This window comes from Actinomadura sp. ATCC 39365 (assembly GCF_054392275.1).
The window spans coordinates 1,806,411-1,825,505 of record NZ_CP184335.1 but is presented as its reverse complement, the minus strand read 5'-3'; the positions used below and the strand labels follow the sequence as shown (position 1 = coordinate 1,825,505).

Here is a 19,095-nt window from a genome sequence, read left to right as displayed (position 1 = left end):
TTGGCGCTGTCATTGTCGAATAACTTACCGTGACATGTCAATTACTTTAAGTTACGAGACCGCCCCTGACCAGGAGGGCCGGCTACCGGGACACGAGCTCGCGGAGCGCCCTCGCGATCTCGGCGGGAGACTCCTCGGCCATGAAATGTCCGCATGTGACCGTGTCGTGCCGCAGGTCGGGCGCCCAGGCCCGCCACACCTCCGCGGCGTCGTAGCCGAGGGCGGCGCCCCAGTCCTGCTGCAGCACGGTCACCGGCATGCCCAGCCGGTTGCCCGCGGCCAGGTCGGCGCGGTCGTGCTCGACGTCGATCCCGGCCGAGGCGCGGTAGTCCGCCACGATCGACGGCACGGCGGCCCGGCAGGCGTCCAGGTACGCGGCCCGTACCTCGGCCGGGATCGCCGCCGGGTCGTTGGTCCACAGGTCGAGGAAGTGGGCGAAGAAGGCGTCCGGGCTCGCGCCGATGAGCTGCTCGGGCAGGCCGGGCGGCTGGGCCATGAGGTAGAGGTGGAAGCCGACGGCGGCGGTGACGCCGCGCATGACGTCCCACATGTCCAGGGTCGGCAGCACGTCGAGGCAGGCCAGGTGGGTGACCGCGGCCGGGTGGTCGAGGCCGGCGCGGAAGGCGACCAGCGCGCCGCGGTCGTGCCCGGCCAGGGCGAAGCGCTCGTGGCCGAGAGCCCCGGCCAGGGCGACCACGTCGGCGGCCATGGTCCGCTTGGAGTAGACGTCCGGGCCGGTCTCGGCCGGTTTGTCGCTGGCGCCGTAACCGCGCAGGTCGGGGCAGATGACGGTGTGGTCGGCGGCCAGGTCGGCGGCGACGTGCCGCCACATCAGATGGGTCTGCGGGAAGCCGTGCAGCAGCACGATCGGGCTGCCCGAGCCCCCGACGGCCGCGTGCAGCGTGACGCCGTCGGCGACGGGGACGCGGCGGTGGTCGAATCCGGGGATGGTCATGAGGTGCCCTCCTTCGATGGGTGACCGGGTCGGTTCCCAGCGTGCCGGGGGCGGATGAGCATCCGGTGAGCAGGAAGGATGGGGGGCGTGTTCGGGGTGCTGGGGCCGGTGGCGGCCTGGGACGACGAGGGCGAGCCGATCCCGCTGAAGGGGCCGCGGCACCGCGCCGTGCTGGCCCGTCTGATCGTCGCCCGGCGCCGCGTCGTCCCGGTGACGCGCCTGGTGGCGGACCTGTGGGACGACCCGCCGCCGGACGCGGTGGGGGCGGTGCGCACGTTCGTGGCCGCCCTGCGCCGGGCGCTGGAGCCCGCACGCCCGCCACGCGCCCCCGCCCGGCTGCTGGTCACCGAGGGCCCCGGGTACGCCCTGCGCGCCGATCCCGACGCCGTCGACGCCTGGCGCTTCGAACGCGCCGTGACCGCCGGCCCGCCGGAACCGGCCCGGCTGGCGGAGGCGCTCGGCTGGTGGCGCGGCCCGGCCTACGCCGAGTTCGCCGACGAGCACTGGGCGCGCGCCGAACGTGCCCGCCTGACCGAGCTGCGGCTGCACGCCGTCGAACTTCGGGCCGAGGCGCAACTGGCGCTCGGCCGGGCCGCCGAAGCCGTCGCCGACCTGGACTCGCACGTCGCCGAGCACCCCTGGCGGGAGGACGCCTGGCGGCTGCTCGCCCTCGCCCTCTACCGCACCGGACGCCAGGGGGACGCCCTGGCGGTGCTGCGCCGGGCGCGGACGCTCCTGGCCGAGCACCTCGGCGTGGACCCCGGGCCCCGGCTGCGCCGCCTGGAGTCGGACATCCTGCACCAGGACCGCGGCCTGGCCGCCCCCGCCGACGCCACGGCCCGGGTGTGGGCGCAGGCGGCCGAGGCGTACGACCGCACGGTGGGGGCCGGGGCCCGGGCGCGGCTGGAGTCGACGGTCGGCCTGCTGCGCAACCTCGCGGTGACCGGGGGCGGCGGCCTGGAGGCGGCACGCGGGCACCGTACGGCGGCCATCGCGGCGGCCGAGGAGCTGGGCGATCCGGAGCTGACCGCCCGGGTGATCGGCGCCTACGACGTCCCGGCGATCTGGACCCGGTCGGACGACCCCGAGCAGGCGGCCCAGGTCGTCGCCGCGGCGGAACGGGCCCTGGCCGGACTTCCGCCCGGTGCGCCCGAGGCGGCGCGGGCGCGGCTGCTGGCCACGATCGCCGTCGAGTCGCGCGGTGCCCGGTCGGCCCGCGGCCCGCTGGCCGCCGCCGAGGCCGAGCGCATCGCCCGCCGCCTCGACGATCCGGCGCTGCTGGCTTTCGCGCTCAACGGGGTGTTCATGCAGGCGTTCGAGCGGGCGGGGCTGGCCTCCTACCGGGACGGGATCGGGGCCGAGCTGGTCGCCTTGTCGTCGCGGCACGGGCTGGTCACGTTCGAGGTGCTGGGGCACCTCGTGCGCGTCCAGGCGCTGGGGGCGCTCGGCGACTTCGGCGCCGCCGACCGGCACGCGGCCGCCGCCGACCGGCTGGCCGAACGGAACGAGCTGCCGCTGGTCGGCGTGTTCACCGACTGGTACCGGGTGTTGCGGAAGGCGGCCGGCGGGCGGGTGCCGGCGGCCGAGGAGGAGGCGGCCTACCGGGCGGTCGCGGCCCGGCTGGACGACGTCGGCATGCCCGGGTTGCGGCGGGGGCTGCTGCCGCTCGCGCTGCTGTCCGTACGGGTGCGGCACGGCCTGCCGGTCCTGGGCGAGGCCGATCGGGACGCCGTGGAGTGGGGGCCGTACGAGCCGTGGGTGCGGCCGCTCGTCCTGCTGGCGGAAGGGCGGGGAGCGGAGGCCGCCGAGGCGGTCGGCCGGATCCCGGAGCCGCCCCCTGACCTGCTGCTGGAGGCCATGTGGTGCCTGGTCGCGAGAGCCGCCGTCGCGGTCGGCGACCGGCGGGCGGCGGCCCGCGCCCGCCAGGCGCTCACCCCCGCCGCGGCCGAGCTGGCCGGAGCCGGCAGCGGCCTGATCACGCTGGGCCCGGTCGCCGGTTTCCTCGCCGAGCTCGGGGGCTAGCCCATGGCCGCCGGACTGTCGGTGGCGGCCTGTTCAATGGCGGGCATGACCACGCACGCGGACAGGCGCGGAATGTTCTGGGACATGGTTGCCGGGCGGGTTCCGCCACCGCCGGCGGCGGCGCTGCTCGGCTGGGAGCTCGTCGAGGTCGATCCGGAGGCGGGCACGATCGAGGTGGCGTTCCGGGCGGGCGAGCAGTTCGCCAATCCGGTCGGCGTGGTCCAGGGCGGCTTCCTGGCCGCGATGCTCGACGACACGCTGGGGCCCGCGCTGGTGGCGACGCTGCCTGAAGGCCAGTTCGCGCCGACCCTCGATCTCCATGTGCAGTTCCTGCGTCCCGCGCGGCCCGGGCGGCTGGTCGGGCGGGGGCGCGTGGTCAGGCGCGGCAGAGACGTGTGCTTCCTCGCCGGCGAGCTCCTCGATCCGGGCGGCGACCTCGTGGCCACGGCGACCGCGACCGTCCTGGTCCGGACGATGAGCCGCCCCTGATCCGGCGCGAGGCCGGGGCCACCCCCTGTGTGGGGCGGCCCCGGCGGCGTGCCGCGTGGTTACGGCAGGGCGTCGATGACGGCGTCGCGCCAGTCGTAGTTCATCCAGTCGTAGTTGGCCCACATGCCGCCGGTGACGGCGGCGAGCTCGTTGTCGTCGAGCTCGCGGGCGCCGGTCTCGAAGTCGTTCATCTGGGAACGTCCCCCTCTGTCGTGGTGAATGTCGCGCACTCACGGTCGCAGGAGGCACTTGGGGACGTCTTGGCGATCACTAGGGGCGGGTGGCGTGCCCGCTTGCGCCTCACTGAACGAGCGGCCAGGTGACGGCGCAGACCGCGAGGGCGGCGCCCGCGGCGACGATCGGGACGGCGCGGGGGACGTGCGGCATGGTCGTCCAGGCCGCCGCCGGGTAGGCGATCAGGCCGCTGAGGATGATGAGGGCGAAGCCGCTGCCGGAGCCGTCCGAGAGGAGTACCAGCGCCACCTGCCAGAGGGCCACCAGGAACAGCGCGGCCATCAGGGCGGCCCGCCACGCCGGGCGCACCCGCAGCTGGCGCAGCAGCGGCCAGGCGGCGACCAGCGCCACCCACCGGCCGTACTCCCAGGTCAGGAAGACGTAACCGAGGCAGCCGGTGTACTCGCCGCAGTAGCGCGCCTGCGACGAGGGGATGAGGACCGGCATCACGATGGCCCAGGTGAGGAGAGCGACGGTGAGCCCGGCTCCCACCACGGCGGCCAGGACCAGCCTCATGGCCACGCGCCGCCCGGACGACGCGATCACCTGCGGAGCGATCATCCACGCATCGTGGCACCCACGGCCGGCGATGTCGATGAGTGGGTCAGGGGATGGTCCACTCCAGTTCGCCGGCGACCGCCTCGGGCTTCCAGTAGCCGACCGTGCCGCCGGTCTCCAGGGCGTCGGCGGTCGCCTTCAGCAGGGCGTGGTAGGAGCGGATGCGGATGCCGCCGGGGGTGAAGCTCATGCTGTCCTCGTGGTCGGTCTCGCCGACGTCGCGGCGTACGGAGTCGATCACCAGGCTGTTGCCCATGCCGTCGTAGCCGACGGGGATCATGCGTCCGTCCCACCATTCGGTGCGGGGGTCGTCCGAGTCGTCGGTGTCGTCGATCTCGCACAGGGTGCGCCAGTGGTCGCGGATCTGGCGGATGGTGGCGTTCACGTTGTCCAGGAAGCCGAAGGGCCAGGTGCCCTCGGTGTTGACGGAACCGTTGTGGCGCAGCAGCGAGGCCCGCAGGTCGTCGGGGAAGGACAGGCCCGTCTGCGCCTCGGCGACCGCGATGGTCCGCGCCCTTCCCGGCGCGCCGAGCGTGCGGTAGCTCTTGGGCGCGTTGGCCTTCAGCCACGTCTCGATCCGCCGCCACTGCCGGTTCACCGCGCGGGTCACCTTCGCGTCGATCGCGCGTACGTGCGGCCGGGCCGTGCCGGGGGTGCAGTCGGTGTCGGCGGCCGACTGCCGGGCGACAGGGGGCTCCTGCGACTCGGCGTGCTGCTGCTCGCCCATGACCGGCTCCGCGGCCGGTCCCCGTTCGATGTCCGTGTCCACCACGCAGCGGACGCCGGCGTCCGCGTAGGCCGGGGCGCAACCGCCGAAGTGTTCCTCGGTCGGGTAGCCGCCCTTGGAGAACACCGCCCACTCCAGGACCTGCGCGCTCCCGGCCAGCAGGACGACCGCCAGTGCCACCGCGGCCCAGCGGTTCAGCCGCCGCCGGGTGGGGCCGTCGAGGGGCTGCCGCTCCGCGAGAAGGGCGGCGACGGCGGGGTGGTCGAAGAAACCGGCCGGTCTGGTGGCGTAGCGCTCGACGTCCGCCTTCGTCGGCGTGCCGAGGATCGGGACGGGCGGCCACGGCGGCGGGGCGTCCCGCTCGAAAGGCGGTCCTTGCAGAGCCGGACGCTCGTCGGGCGGGGCCGGGTACGGCGTTCGCGAGCGGCGGAGGAACCCCACCGCCGCCACCGCCACGGCCGCCGCCGCGAGCGCCCACCACAAGCCCCGAGAGGTGATCATCCGCCGCACGTGCGGCACAGTACTCGAAGGCACCGACATGCCCCGAGAAATCACTTCAAATGGTCCGGCGCTGAGGGCGCCGGCCGCGTCAGAGCCAGTGCCAGGTGATCCGGGCCTCCCGGGCGGCGCCGGTCAGCCACTCCTCGAAGGCGGCCTCGCCGGCGGCCTTCAGCGTGGCCGCGTCCGCCACGGCCTCCTGCCGTTCGACGACCTGGCCGGTCAGGAAGCCCCCCTCGAAGGGGACCGGGCCGGCGGCGCCACCGGCCGGCACCTCCCGCAGCGGTGCGGGCAGCTCGCCCGCCCACGTCCTGGCCCTGGTCAGCCGCACGTCCCAGCGGCCGGCGAGAGGTCCGTCGAGCTCGGCGGCCTCGACCGGGTCGTCCGACAGCACCCAGGCCGCCCGTACCCGCGCGAACCGGTCACGATGGCGGTCGAGGTACGCGGGAGCCAGCTCGGCCCGCTTCCGGGCGCGGAACCGCTGATCCTTGGCGGTCATGGTCATGTGGTCGTGGAACGCCTCGGCGCTCATGCCCATCCGGTCCAGCCACGCCGCCATCGTGTCGTGGCCGAGCAGGCCGCGCCGCCTGCGGAACCCGTCCGCGGCGGCCTGGACGTCGGCCAGGCCGACCTCCTCCTGCTCGGCGGCGTTGCGCAGCACGCAGAACCGGACCAGCTCCTCCTGCGGCGACATCCCGGGACGCGCCAGCGAACGCAGCATGAGCATCGCCTCGGACACCGACACGTGGGTCCCGTCCACGGTCAGCACGTAACCGGCGGCCCAGTGGGTCGAGTGGTCGACCAGCCAGGACGTGCCGTCCTCGGCCTGCACGCCGAGCATGATGGTGCCGCCCGACGGGTGGTCGAGCAGCAGGTCGTAGTCGACGACCGGCGAGCCGGGACGCGGGCTGGTCACGAGCTGGGCGCCGAGCCGCGGGTGCGCCTGGGCCCAGGCGGCGGTGGTGCGGCGGGCCTCCTCCACGGCCGAACGCCGGCGGGTCAGCCCGCGCAGCAGGTTCACGCCGCTTTCGAGGGCCGGCCCGAGGGAGAGCTGAGTCATTGCGCGTCCGTTTCTCCGGCAGTGAGCCAGTCGGCGATGGCGTCGCTGATGGGCAGGCCGGTCAGGTCTTCGATCCAGGCCCACTGGCCGTTGGGGTTGATCTCCAGGAAGACGTACTCCCCGTCGGGGGTGAGGATGAGGTCGATCGCCCCGAAGGACACGCCGAGCGCGGCGACCAGGTCGACGCAGCGGCGGGCGACGTCGTCCGGCAGGTCGTGCACGCTGTGGCGGGCGCGGGCGAAGTCGTAGTGACGCCAGTCGTCGCGGGTGCGCGGCGAGTCCTGGGAGGCGATCTCGGCGGTGAACACCTGCCGTCCGACCACGGTGACCCGCAGCTCCACCGCCTTGGGCACGTACGGCTGGAGGATGACCGGCTCGTGGCCGATCCGCCCCCGGCCGCCGAGTGACCGCCGGGTGACCACGGTCGTGTAGACGGCGTGCGCGCCGCCGTCGATCTCGAACAGGGTGTGCTCCATCGCCTTGGCGATCAGCCGCCCGTCCGCGTGTTCGTAGGCGGGCACCAGCTCGGACGGGTCGTTGGTGATCACGGTCCGCGGCACGGCGAAGCCCAGCCGCCGGGCCAGGGCCAGGTGGACCAGTTTGTTGTGCGCCCTGCGCAGCACCGGTTGGCGGGCCGGCAGCCAGCGCGCGTCCAGCAGGTCCCAGAAGCCGTCCGTGAACCACTCCGACAGCTCGTCCACCCGCGCGCGCAGGTCGTCCGCGGTGACGTCGTCCGCGGCGCGCGGGCGTCCGGGGCGCCGGGTCCAGACGGCCGTCGTGCCGGAGAGGTCGAAGACCTGCCCGTCCCTGGTCAGGACCAGTTCCTCACCGTCCGCACCGAAGCGCGCGGTCAGCCGGGCGGCGGACGGGTACTCGCCCGGATCCCACCACAGGACGTCCGCGCCCCGGGCCTTCAGCTTGGGCAGGACCAGGTCCACGGTCGCGTCGCCGGGCTCGCTCAGAATCAGTAGCACGTGTCCCCCCAGCCGCGTGGGAGGAAGGCACGCTCCCTCCCACGCGACCGCGAATCGTCTCTATCAGTAGTCGGAGACCCAGTCGGTGGGCGGGTTGCCGTTGGTGCCGTAGCAGCGCTGCATCCGCATGCCGCCCGCGACGAGGCCGAGATCGGCCTCCTCGATCACCGCCAGTTCGTCACCCAGATCGTCCAGACTCACGATCTTCTTGCTCATGGTCGATGCCTCCCTTCACATCGAGCTGCGAGCCCCCGGCTCGCGGACGTGCGGACACGTCCTCAGCTCGTGCGCCAAGCCCACCATCCGGAGTTTGGAAGTGGCTTGGATGTGACTTGAGAGGCGGAAGTGAAACGACGCCGGCTCAGGCGCGCGCGGCCAGCGCCACGCGGACGATCTCGCGGGCCAGCAGGCGGGCCGGGTCCACGACGGGGACCGGGACCGTGGCGGGGTCCAGGGCGAGCAGCACCTCCGTGCACGCGGCCACCACGCGCCGCGCGCCGCGCGCGGCCATCGAGCGGGCCTGGGCCGCCAGCGCGTCGGCGTGCTCCCGGCCGGCGCGGCCGGCCTTGACGGCGGCGATGGCGGCCATGACCTTGCGCTGGCCGGGCTCGTCCGGCTCGACCGGGGTCACGCCGTGCCGTCGCAGCGCGGGGCCGTACAGGTCGGCGCGGAGCGTGCCGGTGGTGGCCAGCAGCCCGGCGGCGGGGACGCCGTCGGCGGCGAGGGCGGCGGCGGTGACCTCGACGATGCTGACCAGCTCCAGCCCGGCCTCCTCGGCCAGGCGCGGCACGAACGCGTGCGCGGTGTTGCACGGCACCGCCAGCACCTCGCACCCGGCCCGCCTGAGCGCCCCGACGCCGCGCCGCAGCTGCGGGGTGGGGTCCTCCCCCTGCCCGAGCAGGCTCGTCGACCGGTCGGGGACGCGGGGGTCGCCCCAGATGACGACCGGCACGTGCTCCTGGTCGCCGGCCGCGCCGGTCGCGGAGGTCTCCTCCACGAGCTTGCCGTAGAAGTCGACGGTGGCGGCCGGGCCCATGCCGCCCAGCACGCCGACCATCCTGGCCCGGCCGAGCGAGGTCATCCGCGGGTCTCCCTTTCCGATGGCTCCGCCTGACGGCGGTCGGGCCCAGGATCCCGGTATAGGGTGTCCCGACCGCTGGAACGCAGCAATCAGACATCGAGGGAGGATCAGTGCAGGATTCCGGCGTACAGCCGCCGTCGTTGCTGGCCGAGTCCGACCTTGAGCTCATCGACGCCCTGCAGATCAGTCCGCGGGCGAGCTGGGTGGAGGTGGGGGCGGCCGTCGGGGCCGACCCGGTGACGGCGGCGCGGCGCTGGCAGCGGCTCACGAGCACCGGCGAGGCGTGGACCACGGTCGCCCTCGGCCCCCGCCAGATGCACGCGCTGAGCATGGCGTTCCTGGAGATCGACTGCGCGGCCGGCGCGGCGGCCGAGGTCGCGGCTGCGCTGGCGCGGGAGCGGCATCTGATCACCGTCCAGCACGTCGCCGCCGGGCACGACCTGTTCGTGATCGCCGTGGCCCCGTCGATGCCGGCCCTGGCCGACCACGTGCTCACCGCGCTGCCCCGGGTGCCGGGCGTGGCCAAGGTCCGCACGCACGTCGCCACGCGGGTGTTCGAGGCGTCGTGCCGCTGGCGGTTGCGGGTGCTGCCGCCGCGCACCGCCGCCGCCCTGGCCAGGCGGCCGGCCGCGCCGGAGTCGACCAGGGAGATGGACGAGATCGACCGGCGGCTGTTCACCGCCCTGCTCCCCGACGGCCGGGCGCCCTACGCCGAGCTGGCCAGGGCGGTGGGCACGTCCGAGCGCACGGTGCAGCGCCGGCTGACCAGGCTGGTGGCCACCGGCGACCTCGACTTCCGCTGCGACCTGGCACGTTCGCACGCGGGCTGGCACTCGGCCGCGCTGCTGTGGCTGCGGATGCCCGACGCGCTGCTGGAGGAGACCGGCCGGGCGCTGCTCGGCTGGCCCGAGACGCGTACGTGCGCGGCGCTCGCCGGGCCGCGCAACATGCTGCTGACGGTGGGCCTGCACGGCGTGGCCGACCTGCATCCGCTGGTGGTACGGCTGGAGGAGCGCTTCCCGCACGTGACCGTGGCCGACCGGCAGATCGTGCTGCGCCAGTCGAAGCTGTACGGGCGGCTGCTCGACCCGTACGGCCGGTGCGCCGAGGTGGTGCCGGTGGATCCGTGGAGCCTGCCCCGGGCGGCCTGACCAGCGGACCCTTGAGGATCAGCGCGGCTCGGGGATCGTCCCGCCGCGGATCTCCCTGCACATCCCCGCCCGCAGCACGGCGGCCTCGCTCGTGGCGACGAGCTGCAGGTCGCCGACGGCCAGGGCGGGCAGGCCGAGCGCCGACACCGTCGCGGTGATCCGGCCGACCTCGCCGCGCACCCGGGCCTCGTCGCAGCCGACCCGGGGCGCGGGCGCGCCGAGCGTCGGCATGACCAGCAGGTCGATGCCCTCGACGGCGGCCGCGAACGCGGCCCGCAGCGCCGCCAGCCGCTCGACGGCCCGCCGGTACTCCTCGTGGCCGACGCCGCCGGCCGCCGCCAGCTTGGCCCGCACCCCGGGGCTGTAGCGGGCGGCGCACTCGGGGAAGGTGCCCTCGTGCGTCCGGCGCGCCTGCGCCCCCACGATCGTCCAGTACGGTTCCAGCACCTCGGCGGGCAGGGCCACCTCGCGCAGCCGCGCGCCCAGCTCGGCGAAGTCGCCGGCCTGACCGCAGCCTTCCGCGACGCCCACGACCAGCCCGGCCAGCGAGTCGGGCGGCTCGACGGCCTCGCCGGTCAGCGCCTGCCAGACGCGGGCGCAGTCGGCGACCGAGGTGGTCATCGGGCCGACCACGTCGAAGGCCGGGGCGAGCGGCGCCACCCCGTCGGCGGGCACGGCCCCCGAGCGGGGGCGTAGACCCACCACGCCGCAGCAGGCGGCGGGCATGCGCACCGAGCCGCCGGTGTCGGTGCCGAGCCCGAACCGGGCGATCCCGGCCGCGAGCGCCGCGGCGGTGCCGCCGCTCGAACCGCCGGGGGTCAGGTGCGGGTGGCGCGGGTTGCCCACGTCGCCCCAGTGCGGGTTCTCGCTGGTCACGCCCCAGGCGAACTCGTGCTGGTTGGCCTTGCCGACCAGCAGCGCGCCGGCCTCGTCCAGCAGTTCGACGCAGTGGGCGTCGGCCAGGGCGGGTTCGGCGCCGTACAGGGCGGAGCCGCGGGTGGTGGGCAGGCCGGCCACGTCGATCATGTCCTTGACGACGTACGTCCAGTTCCGCAGGGGGCCGTCCGGCGTGCGGCGGTCGTCGCGCCCGAGGCGGTCGAGCACGGGCTCGGGGCCGGCCTCGATGAGGATGTGGTGCCCGCTGTGGAGGCGGATTGCCTCGGCGGACTGGGCGATCGCCGCCTCGCGTTCCACGGTGAAAGATCTCCTTAGCCTTGCGCGGGCACGGCGACGCCAGGTGGCCGCGGCCCGGGGGGATGATCCGGCACATGCTGGCAGATGGGCCCCGGCCGCGTCGAGGGGCGGTTCAGACGGTCAGCTCGTCCAGCAGCCACTGCAGGCGGGCGGTCTCGCGGTCGGGGTGGACCAGCGTGAAGATGCTGCGGCTGATGTTGAGCCACGGCACGTCGACCACCACGACGTCCTCGCCGTGGCCGCGCAGCGCGAGGTCGGGGATGAGGGCCGCGCCCACGCCGGCGCCGATCAGCGACAGGGTGATCTTGAAGTCGTCGGAGTGGCAGACCACCCGTGGGTGCAGGCTCCAGTGGGCGAACAGGGCCTCGAAGAGGGTGGCGTCGCTGCTGGCCGGATGGTGCATGATCCACGGCAGGTCCACGAGCTGCTCGGCCCGGTACGGCGACAGATCCGGCCAGAGCCTGGGCAGGACGAGCCGGTACCGGTCCTCGGCGATCCACCGCCTGGTCAGCACCGACGGCCACGACAGCCCGCTGTTGCCGACCTGGTAGACCACCGCGGCGTCCATCTCGCCGCCGCTGCCCAGACGGGCGATGAGCTGCGAGGACTCGGCGACCGACAGCCGGATCCCGGCCCGGTCCTCCGGCTCCATCTCCCGCATGACGCCGGCCAGCACGTCGGTGAAGCTGGGGAACAGCCCGAGCCGGATCTGCGGCTCGCTGTTGCGGTGGACCGCCTGGACGGTGGCCACCATGCGCTCGATGTCGGCCAGCACGGTCTCGGCCTGCCTGGCCAGCACCTCCGCAGCGCTGGTCGGCAGCACGCTGTGGGCGAAGCGGTCGAACAGCCGCACGCCGGTCTCCCGCTCCAGCGCGGCCATCTGCTGGGAGACGGCCGAGGAGGTGTAACCCAGCCGGTTCGCCGCCGCCGCGAACGACCCCAGACGCACGACCTCACGCAGTGTGCGCAGATGTTCTGGCTTGAGCATAAGCGTTCCTTGCTCTCAGCGCTGCTAAATGTCGTGTTTATATCGCTTCCTACTTCTTTCCGCCACTTCTACAGTGAGCCGCACCACCCCACCCGAAACCCCTGAGAGATCCATGACATGCGCGTATACCGCAACGCCACCATTCGCACCGGCACCAACGGCGCCCCCGCCGCCCAGGCCATGGCCGTGGACGGCGAGCTGATCGTCGCCGTCGGAACCGAGGCCGACGTGCGCGCGGCGGCGGGCCCGGGAGCCGAGCTCGTGGACCTCGACGGCACCGCCGTCCTGCCCGGCCTGTACGACGCGCACATCCACACGGCCCAGTACGCCCAGAGCCTCGGCGCGGTCGACCTGCGCGACGTGCGCTCCCTGGACGAGGCCCTGGCCAAGGTGGCCGAGCACGCGGCGACCCTGCGGCCGGGCGCCTGGCTGTTCGGCGGCCGGTGGAACAGCAACATCTGGAACCCGCCGGTCCAGCCCGACCGCAAGGCCCTCGACTCGGTCTGCCCCGACCTGCCGGTGGCGCTGCCCAACGTCGACGGCCACACCGTCTGGGCCAACTCCGCCGCCCTGCGGATGGCCGGGATCGACGCCTCCACCCCCGACCCGGTCGGCGGCGAGATCGTCAGGGACGCGTACGGAGAGCCCACCGGCATCCTGCGCGAGTCCGCCTCCTACCCGCTGCGCGCCCTCATGGTCTCCGGCGACCTGCGCGACCGGCTGCGCGCCGGCCAGGAGGAGCTGCTGTCGTTCGGGCTGACCAGCGTGCACGACATCGACGGCGAGGACTGCCGGGCCGCCTACCTGGAGCTGCGCGACGCCGGCGAGCTGAAGATCCGCGTGCACAAGGCGATCCCCACGGTCGCCCTGGAGGCCGCCATCGCCGAGGGCCGCCGCACCGGCCAGGGCGACGACTGGGTCCGCACCGGGCCGGTCAAGGTGTTCAGCGACGGCGCGCTCGGCTCGCACACCTGCCACATGCACGAGGCGTTCGCCGGTGAGCACGACAACACCGGCATCGCGGTCACCCCGTACGAAGACCTCGTACGGATCTTCAGCAAGGCGGCGGCGGTCGGCATCGCGGTCGCCACGCACGCCATCGGCGACCGCGCCAACCGGCTGGTCCTCGACGCCTACGAGGCGATCGGGACCACCGCCGGCCTGCGGCACCGCATCGAGCACGCCCAGCACCTGCGCCCTCAGGACCTGACCAGGATGGCCAGGCTGGGCGTCGTCGCCTCGATGCAGCCGGTGCACTGCACCACCGACATCGCCCTGGTGGACTCGCTGCTCGCCGGCCACGACCTGGCCTCCTACGCCTGGCGAGGCATGCTCAACGCCGGGGTCGCGCTGGCCTTCGGCTCCGACGCGCCGGTGGAGAGCCCCGACCCGTGGGCCGCACTGTACGCCGCGGTCACCCGTACCCGGCAGGACGGCACGCCGGCCGGCGGCTGGCAGCCCGAGCAGCGGCTGAGCATGGCCGAGGCGATCACCGCGCACACCCTCGGCGCCGCGTACGCGGCCGGCGAGCAGGACCGCAAGGGCGTGCTCGCGCCCGGCATGCTCGCCGACTTCATCGCCGTGGACACCGACCCGTACCTGGAGCCGCCGGAGGCGGTGCTGCGCACCCAGGTCCTCACCACCGTCGTCGGCGGCGAAGTCCGCTGGCAGCGATCCTGAAGGAGCACCCCCTCGTGAACATCCGCACTCTCTCCGCCCTCGCCGCCGGCGCGCTGCTGGCCGCCACCACCGCCTGCGGCGCCCAGTCCCTGGACGGCGGCGGCGACGCCGCCGCCCCGGCGGACGGCGGCGCGGCGGCGGTCACGCTCGACCAGGCCCCCACCGAGGAGAAGGCGGCCGACGTGATCAACGCCATCACCCCGGACCAGGCTCTCGCCGCCAAGGCGCCCGCCCGCCTGAAGACGCAGGGCCTGAAGGTCGTCACGTCCGTCGGCTACCCGCCCATGGAGCTGTACGCGAGCGACGGCAAGACGGCGATCGGCTTCGACCCGGCGCTGGCCAGGGCCATCGCCAGAAAGCTCGGCGCCAAGGTGACCATCTCCGACGAGGAGTTCAACTCCCAGATCCCCGGCGTGCTCACCGGCCGCTACGACTTCGTCATCTCCTCGATGAGCGACACGCCGGAGCGGCAGAAGCAGGTCACGTTCGTGGACTACGTGCAGGCCGGCGCCGGCCTGCTGGTCAAGAAGGGCAACCCGGCCAAGATCGGCGGCCCGGCCGACCTGTGCGGCAAGACGGTGTCCGTCGTCGACAACGGCTCGTCCATGGAGCTGGCCGAGGGGTACGACGCCGACTGCAAGAAGGCCGGCAAGACGGCCGTGAACATCCTGAAGTTCCCCGGCGACCAGGAGGCCCTGATCCAGGTCACCGGCGGGCGGGCGCAGGCCACCATCACCGACTACGTGGTGGCCGCCAGCAAGGCCGCCGACCCCAAGCTGGACGTCGAGGCGATGGCCCTGGAGGGCACCGAGAGCCCGTGGGGCATCGGCATGAAGCCGGACGACAAGGAGCTCGTCGACTCGGTGAAGGGCGCGCTCGACTCCCTCATCGCCAGTGGCGAGTACGCCAAGCTGCTGAAGGCGTGGAACCTGGACAAGCTGGCCGTCCAGTCCGCTGTCGTCAACGGCGGTAAGTGACCATGCGCACGGAGCCCTTCACCGGGCCGTCCGGGGAGCACGTCCCGGTCGCCAGGACACGCCACTGGGGCCGCCTGCTGGCCGCGGCCGTCGTGACGGCGATCGCCGGCTGGCTGGTCTACCTGGTCGTGGTGAACCCGCGCCTCGACTGGGGCAAGGTCGCCGAATACCTGTTCAACGACCGCATCCTCGCCGGGGTCTGGGTCACCATCGAGATCTCGGTGCTGGCGACCGTGCTGGGGCTGGTGCTCGGCGTCGCCGTGGCGATCATGCGGCTGTCGCACAACCCGGTGCTCAGCGGACTGGCTACGCTCTACATCTGGTTCTTCCGCGGCACGCCGGTGCTGGTGCAGCTCATCTTCTGGTACAACCTGGCCTTCCTGTTCCCCGAGCTGGTGCTCAAGGTGCCGTTCACCATGATCGGCGTCAAGTGGGACACCAACGAGGTGATGACCGGTTTCACCTCGGCCATGCTGGGGCTCGGGCTGAACCTGGCGGCGTACTTCGCCGAGACCGTACGGGCCGGGATCCAGGCCGTCGACCACGGCCAGACCGAGGCCGCGTACGCGCTGGGCATGACCCCGGCCAAGCGGATGCGCGTGATCGTGCTGCCGCAGGCGCTGCGGATCATCATCCCGCCCACCGGCAACGAGTTCATCTCCATGCTGAAGACCACCTCGCTGGTCTACGTGGTGGCCGGGCACGACCTGATGACCAACGCCAGCCAGATCTACAAGGCCAACAACCTGATCATGGAGCTGCTCATCGTGGCGAGCCTGTGGTACATGCTGATGACCGCCGTCGCGACCTTCCTCCAGGGCCGCCTGGAACGCCGGTTCGGCTCCGAGGCCGTACGGCTGGTCCGCGGCGGCGGGCTGGCGGCCCGGATCCTGCCGAAGGCGGCGGCGTGAGCCCCGTCGTGCACGCCACGGGCGTGCGCATGGGCTTCGGCGACACGCAGGTGCTCAACGGCGTCGACTTCACCGTCGCGCCGGGCGAGGTGAGCTGCGTGATCGGGCCGTCCGGATCGGGCAAGTCGACCTTCCTGCGCTGCGTCAACGGGCTGGAGCCGGTGCTCGGCGGCAGCCTGCGGGTGCTCGGCGAGGAGGTCGGGCACAGCCTGCGCGAGGGCCGCTACCGGCCGTGGACGCCCAAGGAATTCGCCGTCTTCCGCCGCCGGATCGGCATGGTGTTCCAGCGGTTCAACCTGTTCGCACACCAGAGCGCCCTGGAGAACGTGGCCTGCGCCCCCGTCCACGTCCTCGGCGTCCCGGCGGAGCGGGCACGGGCGACCGCGATGGAGCACCTGGAGCGCGTCGGCCTGGCCGCGCACGCGCACAAGCGGCCCCACCAGCTCTCCGGCGGCCAGCAGCAGCGGGTCGCCATCGCCAGGGCGCTGGCGATGAGCCCGGAGCTGATGCTGTTCGACGAGCCCACGTCCGCGCTCGACCCCGAGCTGGTGGACGAGGTGCTGGAGGTCATGCGCGGCCTGGCCGCCGACGGCATGACGATGGTCGTGGTCACCCACGAGATCGCCTTCGCCAGGGAGGTCGGCGACCGGCTGGCCTTCTTCGCCGACGGGGTCGTGGTCGAGAGCGGCCCGCCGGCCGAGCTGCTGGCCAACCCGGGGCACGAGCGGACCAGGGCGTTCCTGTCCAGCGTCCTGACCCAGGACCGCACCTGACGCAAGGGGGCTCCGCCCGACGGAGCCCCCTTCCCCCTTCTAGCGCGCGCTGAACCGCAGGAAACCGGCCGTCTGCGTCACGACGACGAGCAGCGAACCGGCGATCAACGCCAGCCACAGGCCGGGCAGCCCCCACGCCCCCGCCGCCGGCCCCGCCACGGACGCCACCAGGCCGTTCCCGAGAACGGCCGACCCCAGCGTCCAGGACGACCGCCTGAGCGCCGTCAGCCCGGCCGACATCACGATCGCGCAGTGGTCGGCCAGGGCGTGCACCACCGACAACGGCACCAGGCTCACGGCGACGGCGAGCACGGCGGCGTCCGAGGTGAACAGCCCGAGCACCGCCTCCCCCAGGAGGACCAGCACCAGCCCGCCGGCCAGCACACCGGCGGCGGCGATCGTCAGCGCCGCCCGGTTGAGCCGGCGTGCCTCGCCCGGCAGGACCGCCCTGGCGATCTCCGGCGTCGCGGCCTGCGCGACCGCGACGGCGGCCAGCCCGAGGAATCCGTGCAGCGACAGCAGGATGGCGTGGGCGGCCGCCCCCTGCGCCCCGGTCCGCGCGGCGGCGTACGTCACGCCGCCCATGACCGCGAACTTCACGACGAGCGTGGCCGACATCGGGACGCCCACCCTCGCCATCCGCAGCATCTCCCGCCACCGCGGGCGCCCCGGCCACGACGACCGCCCGCCCAGCTCGGGCAGGCGCAGCAGCAGCGTGTTGGACACGGCGACGGCCACGGCGGTGGACGCCACCAGCGCCACCCCGCTGCCCTGGACGCCCATCCGCGGCACCAGGACGAGATGCAGCACCACCCCCGTGGCCGTGCTCGACAGGCCGGCCCAGAGCACCAGGCGGCCGCGTCCGAGCGCGACCAGCACGCCGCCGGCGCCGCTGCCCGCCGAGTACAGCAACACCTGGAGCGCCAGCAGCGGCGGCAATGCCCCGAACTCGGCCACCACCTCGCCGGGCGCCCCGCCGATCCGCGCGATCACGGGGACGCCGAGCATGACGCCCGCACCGGCCGTGCCGAGGCCGACGGTGAGCCACCGCGCGTCCTTCAGGACGAGCAGCGCCTCGGCCGGACGGTCCCGGCAGGCGGCGACGAACGGCACCATCCCTCGCAGACCACCCGACACCGCGGCCGTCACGGGGGTGAGCACCGCGTTGACCAGCGCGAAGGCCGCCAGTTGGGCCGTGGCCTGGCGGCCGAGAAGGGAGGTGGTGATGAGCTGGGCGACGATCCCGGCGCTCATGGACAGGAAGAGCGGGACGGCCGCGGCGAGCAGCGCGCGATGAGGTGAGGAAGGCATGAAACGCAAGATCCCGGGAGCGCCTGCCCGCCGGGATGCATGATCATTATACCGGTACACCACCCGCCCTGTCTGCCCTTCCCGTCTCAGCCGCCCTTGAGATGAAGCGCTCCGTCAGGGGCCATTCGCGCGTCAGCAGGCCGTCGCTCCTGTGGACCACGAGCCTCCAGTCGGGGACGATCCAGTCGTCGGAGAGCACCCGCACCTCCAGCCCGCTGCCGTCCGGGCCGGGGATGCTGGAATGCACCCGCATGCCGGTCACGAGACCGGCCGCTCCGGCCACCGTCCAGATCATCACGAGCGCGACGACGGGCCCGCGCGGACCGCCGCCGAAGGCGAGCGCCCCCGAGACGACGACCAGGCTCGCCGCCGGCGTCCCCAGCAGGAGCGGCCGGTCGAGTCGGCCGGTTCAGCCTCCATCGAGGTTCTCCGCGGCTCGGCCGGTTCAGCCGAACCTGACCTCCAGCCTGATCCGCTGGTTGGTCCCGCTCTGCTCGAAGTCGGCGGTGACCTGCGAGCCGAAGGAGGCGGAGCCGGTCAGCTTCACCTGGAGCGGGTAGACCTTGCCGCTGGTGGCCGAGCGGTAGGTCGCGGCGATCCGGTACCGGCCCAGGGGCACGTCGACCACGGCCCAGCCGCTGTCCGTGTAGACCGGTGCGCGCCCGGAGACGACCTTGCCCCTGCTGCCGTCGATCAGCGGGCCGACCGGGGTCATCGTCAGCCGTACGTTCTCCTGGTCGACGTCTTCAGGAAGGTTGTCGAACCAGAGGTTCGTGGCGACCAGGCCGCCGTAGAAGCGGCCGTCGGCGCCCGGCCGCCTGCCGGTGACGCGCCAGGTGAAGTTCCGCACGCCGCCGGCGCTCGCCCGGACGGAACCGGTCGAGGAGGGCTCCAGGTCGAAGGTGTACCGCCGGCCGTGGAACTGCCGCGTCACCGAGGCGCTGACCAGCCAGGACGACGGCTCGCGCGGCAGTTGCGCGCGATAGAGGCCGTTGCCGTCGCTGTGCAGCACGATGTCGCTGTTGTAGTAGCGCCGGTCCTTCACCACGACCTTGGCTCCCTGGACCGGCCGGCCTGCCGAGTTCACCACCTTGCCCCGCACGACATAGGCCGCCGCGCCGACGGTCGCGTCGGCCGCGTCGGCGGGGCCCGCCGCGCAACCGAGCACCGCGCTCAGGACGAGCGTCGCCCCCGTCCTGCCCAGAACCGACCGGGTCCTAGTCTCGCCCATCTTCTCCCCGTCCGCCGAGTGCGTTCTGCTGACCGGTCAGACCCTGGCCGCGGCCCCTTGGAAACGACTGGAAACCACTGGAGACGGCCGGTCGAGGGCCGTCGACCGGGCCGTCGACGGCTGGGGCGGTGGGCGAGCCTCGGCTACAGTGGAGAGAAGAAGGTGCATAAGCAACCATGATTCAGGGAGGCAGGGCCCGTCGCGGCGGGCTCGTTGTTTTGAGAGGTCTGACGAGCAGTCTGGGGCAGGACGAAACCGGGGCCGTGTGGCGCGGCGCCCCC

20 protein-coding genes are annotated in these 19,095 nt (G+C 73.6%); 7 read left to right on the top strand and 13 right to left on the bottom strand.

Translation table 11 applies throughout. From position 1 onward, the window contains the following. Nucleotides 1-82: 82 nt before the first annotated feature. Nucleotides 83-955, bottom strand: coding sequence for an alpha/beta fold hydrolase (locus ACNF49_RS09330; protein ID WP_357985442.1), 873 nt, complete (start codon nucleotides 953-955; stop codon nucleotides 83-85). 78 nt (nucleotides 956-1,033) lie between these two features. Between ACNF49_RS09330 and ACNF49_RS09325 the strand changes: the two genes are divergently transcribed. Next, nucleotides 1,034-2,977, top strand: coding sequence for an AfsR/SARP family transcriptional regulator (locus ACNF49_RS09325; protein WP_482943432.1), 1,944 nt, complete (start codon nucleotides 1,034-1,036; stop codon nucleotides 2,975-2,977). A 45-nt stretch (nucleotides 2,978-3,022) separates the two neighbouring features. Then, nucleotides 3,023-3,466, top strand: coding sequence for a PaaI family thioesterase (locus ACNF49_RS09320; protein ID WP_482943431.1), 444 nt, complete (start codon nucleotides 3,023-3,025; stop codon nucleotides 3,464-3,466). Between the two features lie 59 nt (nucleotides 3,467-3,525). On the opposite strand, the gene ACNF49_RS09315 is transcribed toward ACNF49_RS09320, so the two are convergent. The 7 genes from ACNF49_RS09315 to cuyB form a co-directional block, all read right to left on the bottom strand. Continuing rightward, on the bottom strand, nucleotides 3,526-3,657 hold the full coding sequence (locus tag ACNF49_RS09315; RefSeq protein WP_352353089.1) for a bacteriocin: 132 nt from the start codon (nucleotides 3,655-3,657) through the stop codon (nucleotides 3,526-3,528). Nucleotides 3,658-3,766: 109 nt separating this feature from the next. Continuing rightward, a complete protein-coding gene (locus tag ACNF49_RS09310) occupies nucleotides 3,767-4,261 on the bottom strand; it encodes a hypothetical protein (protein ID WP_482943430.1) in 495 nt (164 codons plus the stop codon). Between the two features lie 43 nt (nucleotides 4,262-4,304). Further along, nucleotides 4,305-5,486 (bottom strand): SMI1/KNR4 family protein, encoded by a 1,182-nt coding sequence (locus tag ACNF49_RS09305; protein ID WP_482943429.1) that lies wholly within the window; start codon nucleotides 5,484-5,486, stop codon nucleotides 4,305-4,307. An 88-nt stretch (nucleotides 5,487-5,574) separates the two neighbouring features. After that, nucleotides 5,575-6,543, bottom strand: a complete 969-nt coding sequence (locus ACNF49_RS09300) for a TIGR04500 family putative peptide maturation system protein (RefSeq protein ID WP_482943428.1) — start codon at nucleotides 6,541-6,543, stop codon at nucleotides 5,575-5,577. Continuing rightward, complete coding sequence (locus ACNF49_RS09295; protein WP_482943427.1) at nucleotides 6,540-7,517, bottom strand: MvdC/MvdD family ATP grasp protein; 978 nt, start codon at nucleotides 7,515-7,517, stop codon at nucleotides 6,540-6,542. Before ACNF49_RS09295 ends, ACNF49_RS09300 begins: the two co-directional genes overlap by 4 nt. A 63-nt stretch (nucleotides 7,518-7,580) precedes the next feature. Further along, the gene (locus tag ACNF49_RS09290) at nucleotides 7,581-7,733 is read right to left on the bottom strand and encodes a hypothetical protein (RefSeq protein ID WP_358300966.1); all 153 of its coding nucleotides are present in this window, start codon (nucleotides 7,731-7,733) and stop codon (nucleotides 7,581-7,583) included. A gap of 145 nt (nucleotides 7,734-7,878) precedes the next feature. Beyond that, nucleotides 7,879-8,598 carry a cysteate racemase gene (gene cuyB, locus ACNF49_RS09285; RefSeq protein WP_482943426.1) on the bottom strand — a complete coding sequence of 240 codons (720 nt, stop codon included), beginning with the start codon at nucleotides 8,596-8,598 and terminating at the stop codon, nucleotides 7,879-7,881. Between the two features lie 110 nt (nucleotides 8,599-8,708). Between cuyB and ACNF49_RS09280 the strand changes: the two genes are divergently transcribed. Beyond that, on the top strand, nucleotides 8,709-9,749 hold the full coding sequence (locus ACNF49_RS09280; protein WP_352353095.1) for an Lrp/AsnC family transcriptional regulator: 1,041 nt from the start codon (nucleotides 8,709-8,711) through the stop codon (nucleotides 9,747-9,749). Between the two features lie 18 nt (nucleotides 9,750-9,767). Here the strand turns inward: ACNF49_RS09280 and ACNF49_RS09275 are convergent, their stop codons facing one another. Both ACNF49_RS09275 and ACNF49_RS09270 read right to left on the bottom strand, forming a co-directional pair. Continuing rightward, nucleotides 9,768-10,943 (bottom strand): amidase, encoded by a 1,176-nt coding sequence (locus tag ACNF49_RS09275; protein ID WP_482943425.1) that lies wholly within the window; start codon nucleotides 10,941-10,943, stop codon nucleotides 9,768-9,770. Between the two features lie 112 nt (nucleotides 10,944-11,055). Continuing rightward, nucleotides 11,056-11,931, bottom strand: coding sequence for a LysR family transcriptional regulator (locus tag ACNF49_RS09270; protein ID WP_482943424.1), 876 nt, complete (start codon nucleotides 11,929-11,931; stop codon nucleotides 11,056-11,058). A 117-nt stretch (nucleotides 11,932-12,048) separates the two neighbouring features. Between ACNF49_RS09270 and ACNF49_RS09265 the strand changes: the two genes are divergently transcribed. From ACNF49_RS09265 to ACNF49_RS09250, 4 genes are read left to right on the top strand one after another with little or no spacing between them, the layout of a single operon-like run. Continuing rightward, the gene (locus ACNF49_RS09265; protein ID WP_482943423.1) at nucleotides 12,049-13,611 is read left to right on the top strand and encodes an amidohydrolase; all 1,563 of its coding nucleotides are present in this window, start codon (nucleotides 12,049-12,051) and stop codon (nucleotides 13,609-13,611) included. 14 nt (nucleotides 13,612-13,625) lie between these two features. After that, a complete protein-coding gene (locus ACNF49_RS09260; protein ID WP_482943422.1) occupies nucleotides 13,626-14,588 on the top strand; it encodes an ABC transporter substrate-binding protein in 963 nt (320 codons plus the stop codon). A gap of 2 nt (nucleotides 14,589-14,590) precedes the next feature. Further along, nucleotides 14,591-15,499 carry an amino acid ABC transporter permease gene (locus ACNF49_RS09255; protein WP_352322116.1) on the top strand — a complete coding sequence of 303 codons (909 nt, stop codon included), beginning with the start codon at nucleotides 14,591-14,593 and terminating at the stop codon, nucleotides 15,497-15,499. A 29-nt stretch (nucleotides 15,500-15,528) separates the two neighbouring features. Next, complete coding sequence (locus ACNF49_RS09250) at nucleotides 15,529-16,272, top strand: amino acid ABC transporter ATP-binding protein (RefSeq protein WP_357985597.1); 744 nt, start codon at nucleotides 15,529-15,531, stop codon at nucleotides 16,270-16,272. 39 nt (nucleotides 16,273-16,311) lie between these two features. On the opposite strand, the gene ACNF49_RS09245 is transcribed toward ACNF49_RS09250, so the two are convergent. From ACNF49_RS09245 to ACNF49_RS09235, 3 genes are all read right to left on the bottom strand, one after another. Beyond that, complete coding sequence (locus ACNF49_RS09245; protein WP_482943421.1) at nucleotides 16,312-17,583, bottom strand: hypothetical protein; 1,272 nt, start codon at nucleotides 17,581-17,583, stop codon at nucleotides 16,312-16,314. A gap of 46 nt (nucleotides 17,584-17,629) precedes the next feature. Then, nucleotides 17,630-17,881: a hypothetical protein gene (locus ACNF49_RS09240; protein ID WP_482943420.1), complete on the bottom strand. Its 252-nt coding sequence runs from the start codon at nucleotides 17,879-17,881 to the stop codon at nucleotides 17,630-17,632. A gap of 147 nt (nucleotides 17,882-18,028) precedes the next feature. Continuing rightward, nucleotides 18,029-18,814, bottom strand: a complete 786-nt coding sequence (locus tag ACNF49_RS09235; RefSeq protein ID WP_482943419.1) for a hypothetical protein — start codon at nucleotides 18,812-18,814, stop codon at nucleotides 18,029-18,031. Between the last annotated feature and the right edge of the window lie 281 nt (nucleotides 18,815-19,095).

Excerpts from the sequence above, each read along its gene's own strand:
- ACNF49_RS09245 (WP_482943421.1), bottom strand. The coding sequence starts at position 17,583 with ATGCCTTCCTCACCTCATCGCGCGCTGCTCGCCGCGGCCGTCCCGCTC.
- ACNF49_RS09265 (WP_482943423.1), top strand. The coding sequence starts at position 12,049 with ATGCGCGTATACCGCAACGCCACCATTCGCACCGGCACCAACGGCGCC.
- ACNF49_RS09310 (WP_482943430.1), bottom strand. The coding sequence starts at position 4,261 with ATGATCGCTCCGCAGGTGATCGCGTCGTCCGGGCGGCGCGTGGCCATG.
- ACNF49_RS09290 (WP_358300966.1), bottom strand. The coding sequence starts at position 7,733 with ATGAGCAAGAAGATCGTGAGTCTGGACGATCTGGGTGACGAACTGGCG.
- ACNF49_RS09300 (WP_482943428.1), bottom strand. The coding sequence starts at position 6,543 with ATGACTCAGCTCTCCCTCGGGCCGGCCCTCGAAAGCGGCGTGAACCTG.
- ACNF49_RS09305 (WP_482943429.1), bottom strand. The coding sequence starts at position 5,486 with ATGATCACCTCTCGGGGCTTGTGGTGGGCGCTCGCGGCGGCGGCCGTG.
- cuyB (WP_482943426.1), bottom strand. The coding sequence starts at position 8,598 with ATGACCTCGCTCGGCCGGGCCAGGATGGTCGGCGTGCTGGGCGGCATG.
- ACNF49_RS09235 (WP_482943419.1), bottom strand. The coding sequence starts at position 18,814 with ATGGGCGAGACTAGGACCCGGTCGGTTCTGGGCAGGACGGGGGCGACG.
- ACNF49_RS09330 (WP_357985442.1), bottom strand. The coding sequence starts at position 955 with ATGACCATCCCCGGATTCGACCACCGCCGCGTCCCCGTCGCCGACGGC.
- ACNF49_RS09255 (WP_352322116.1), top strand. The coding sequence starts at position 14,591 with ATGCGCACGGAGCCCTTCACCGGGCCGTCCGGGGAGCACGTCCCGGTC.
- ACNF49_RS09315 (WP_352353089.1), bottom strand. The coding sequence starts at position 3,657 with ATGAACGACTTCGAGACCGGCGCCCGCGAGCTCGACGACAACGAGCTC.
- ACNF49_RS09270 (WP_482943424.1), bottom strand. The coding sequence starts at position 11,931 with ATGCTCAAGCCAGAACATCTGCGCACACTGCGTGAGGTCGTGCGTCTG.
- ACNF49_RS09320 (WP_482943431.1), top strand. The coding sequence starts at position 3,023 with ATGACCACGCACGCGGACAGGCGCGGAATGTTCTGGGACATGGTTGCC.
- ACNF49_RS09250 (WP_357985597.1), top strand. The coding sequence starts at position 15,529 with ATGGGCTTCGGCGACACGCAGGTGCTCAACGGCGTCGACTTCACCGTC.
- ACNF49_RS09325 (WP_482943432.1), top strand. The coding sequence starts at position 1,034 with ATGGGGGGCGTGTTCGGGGTGCTGGGGCCGGTGGCGGCCTGGGACGAC.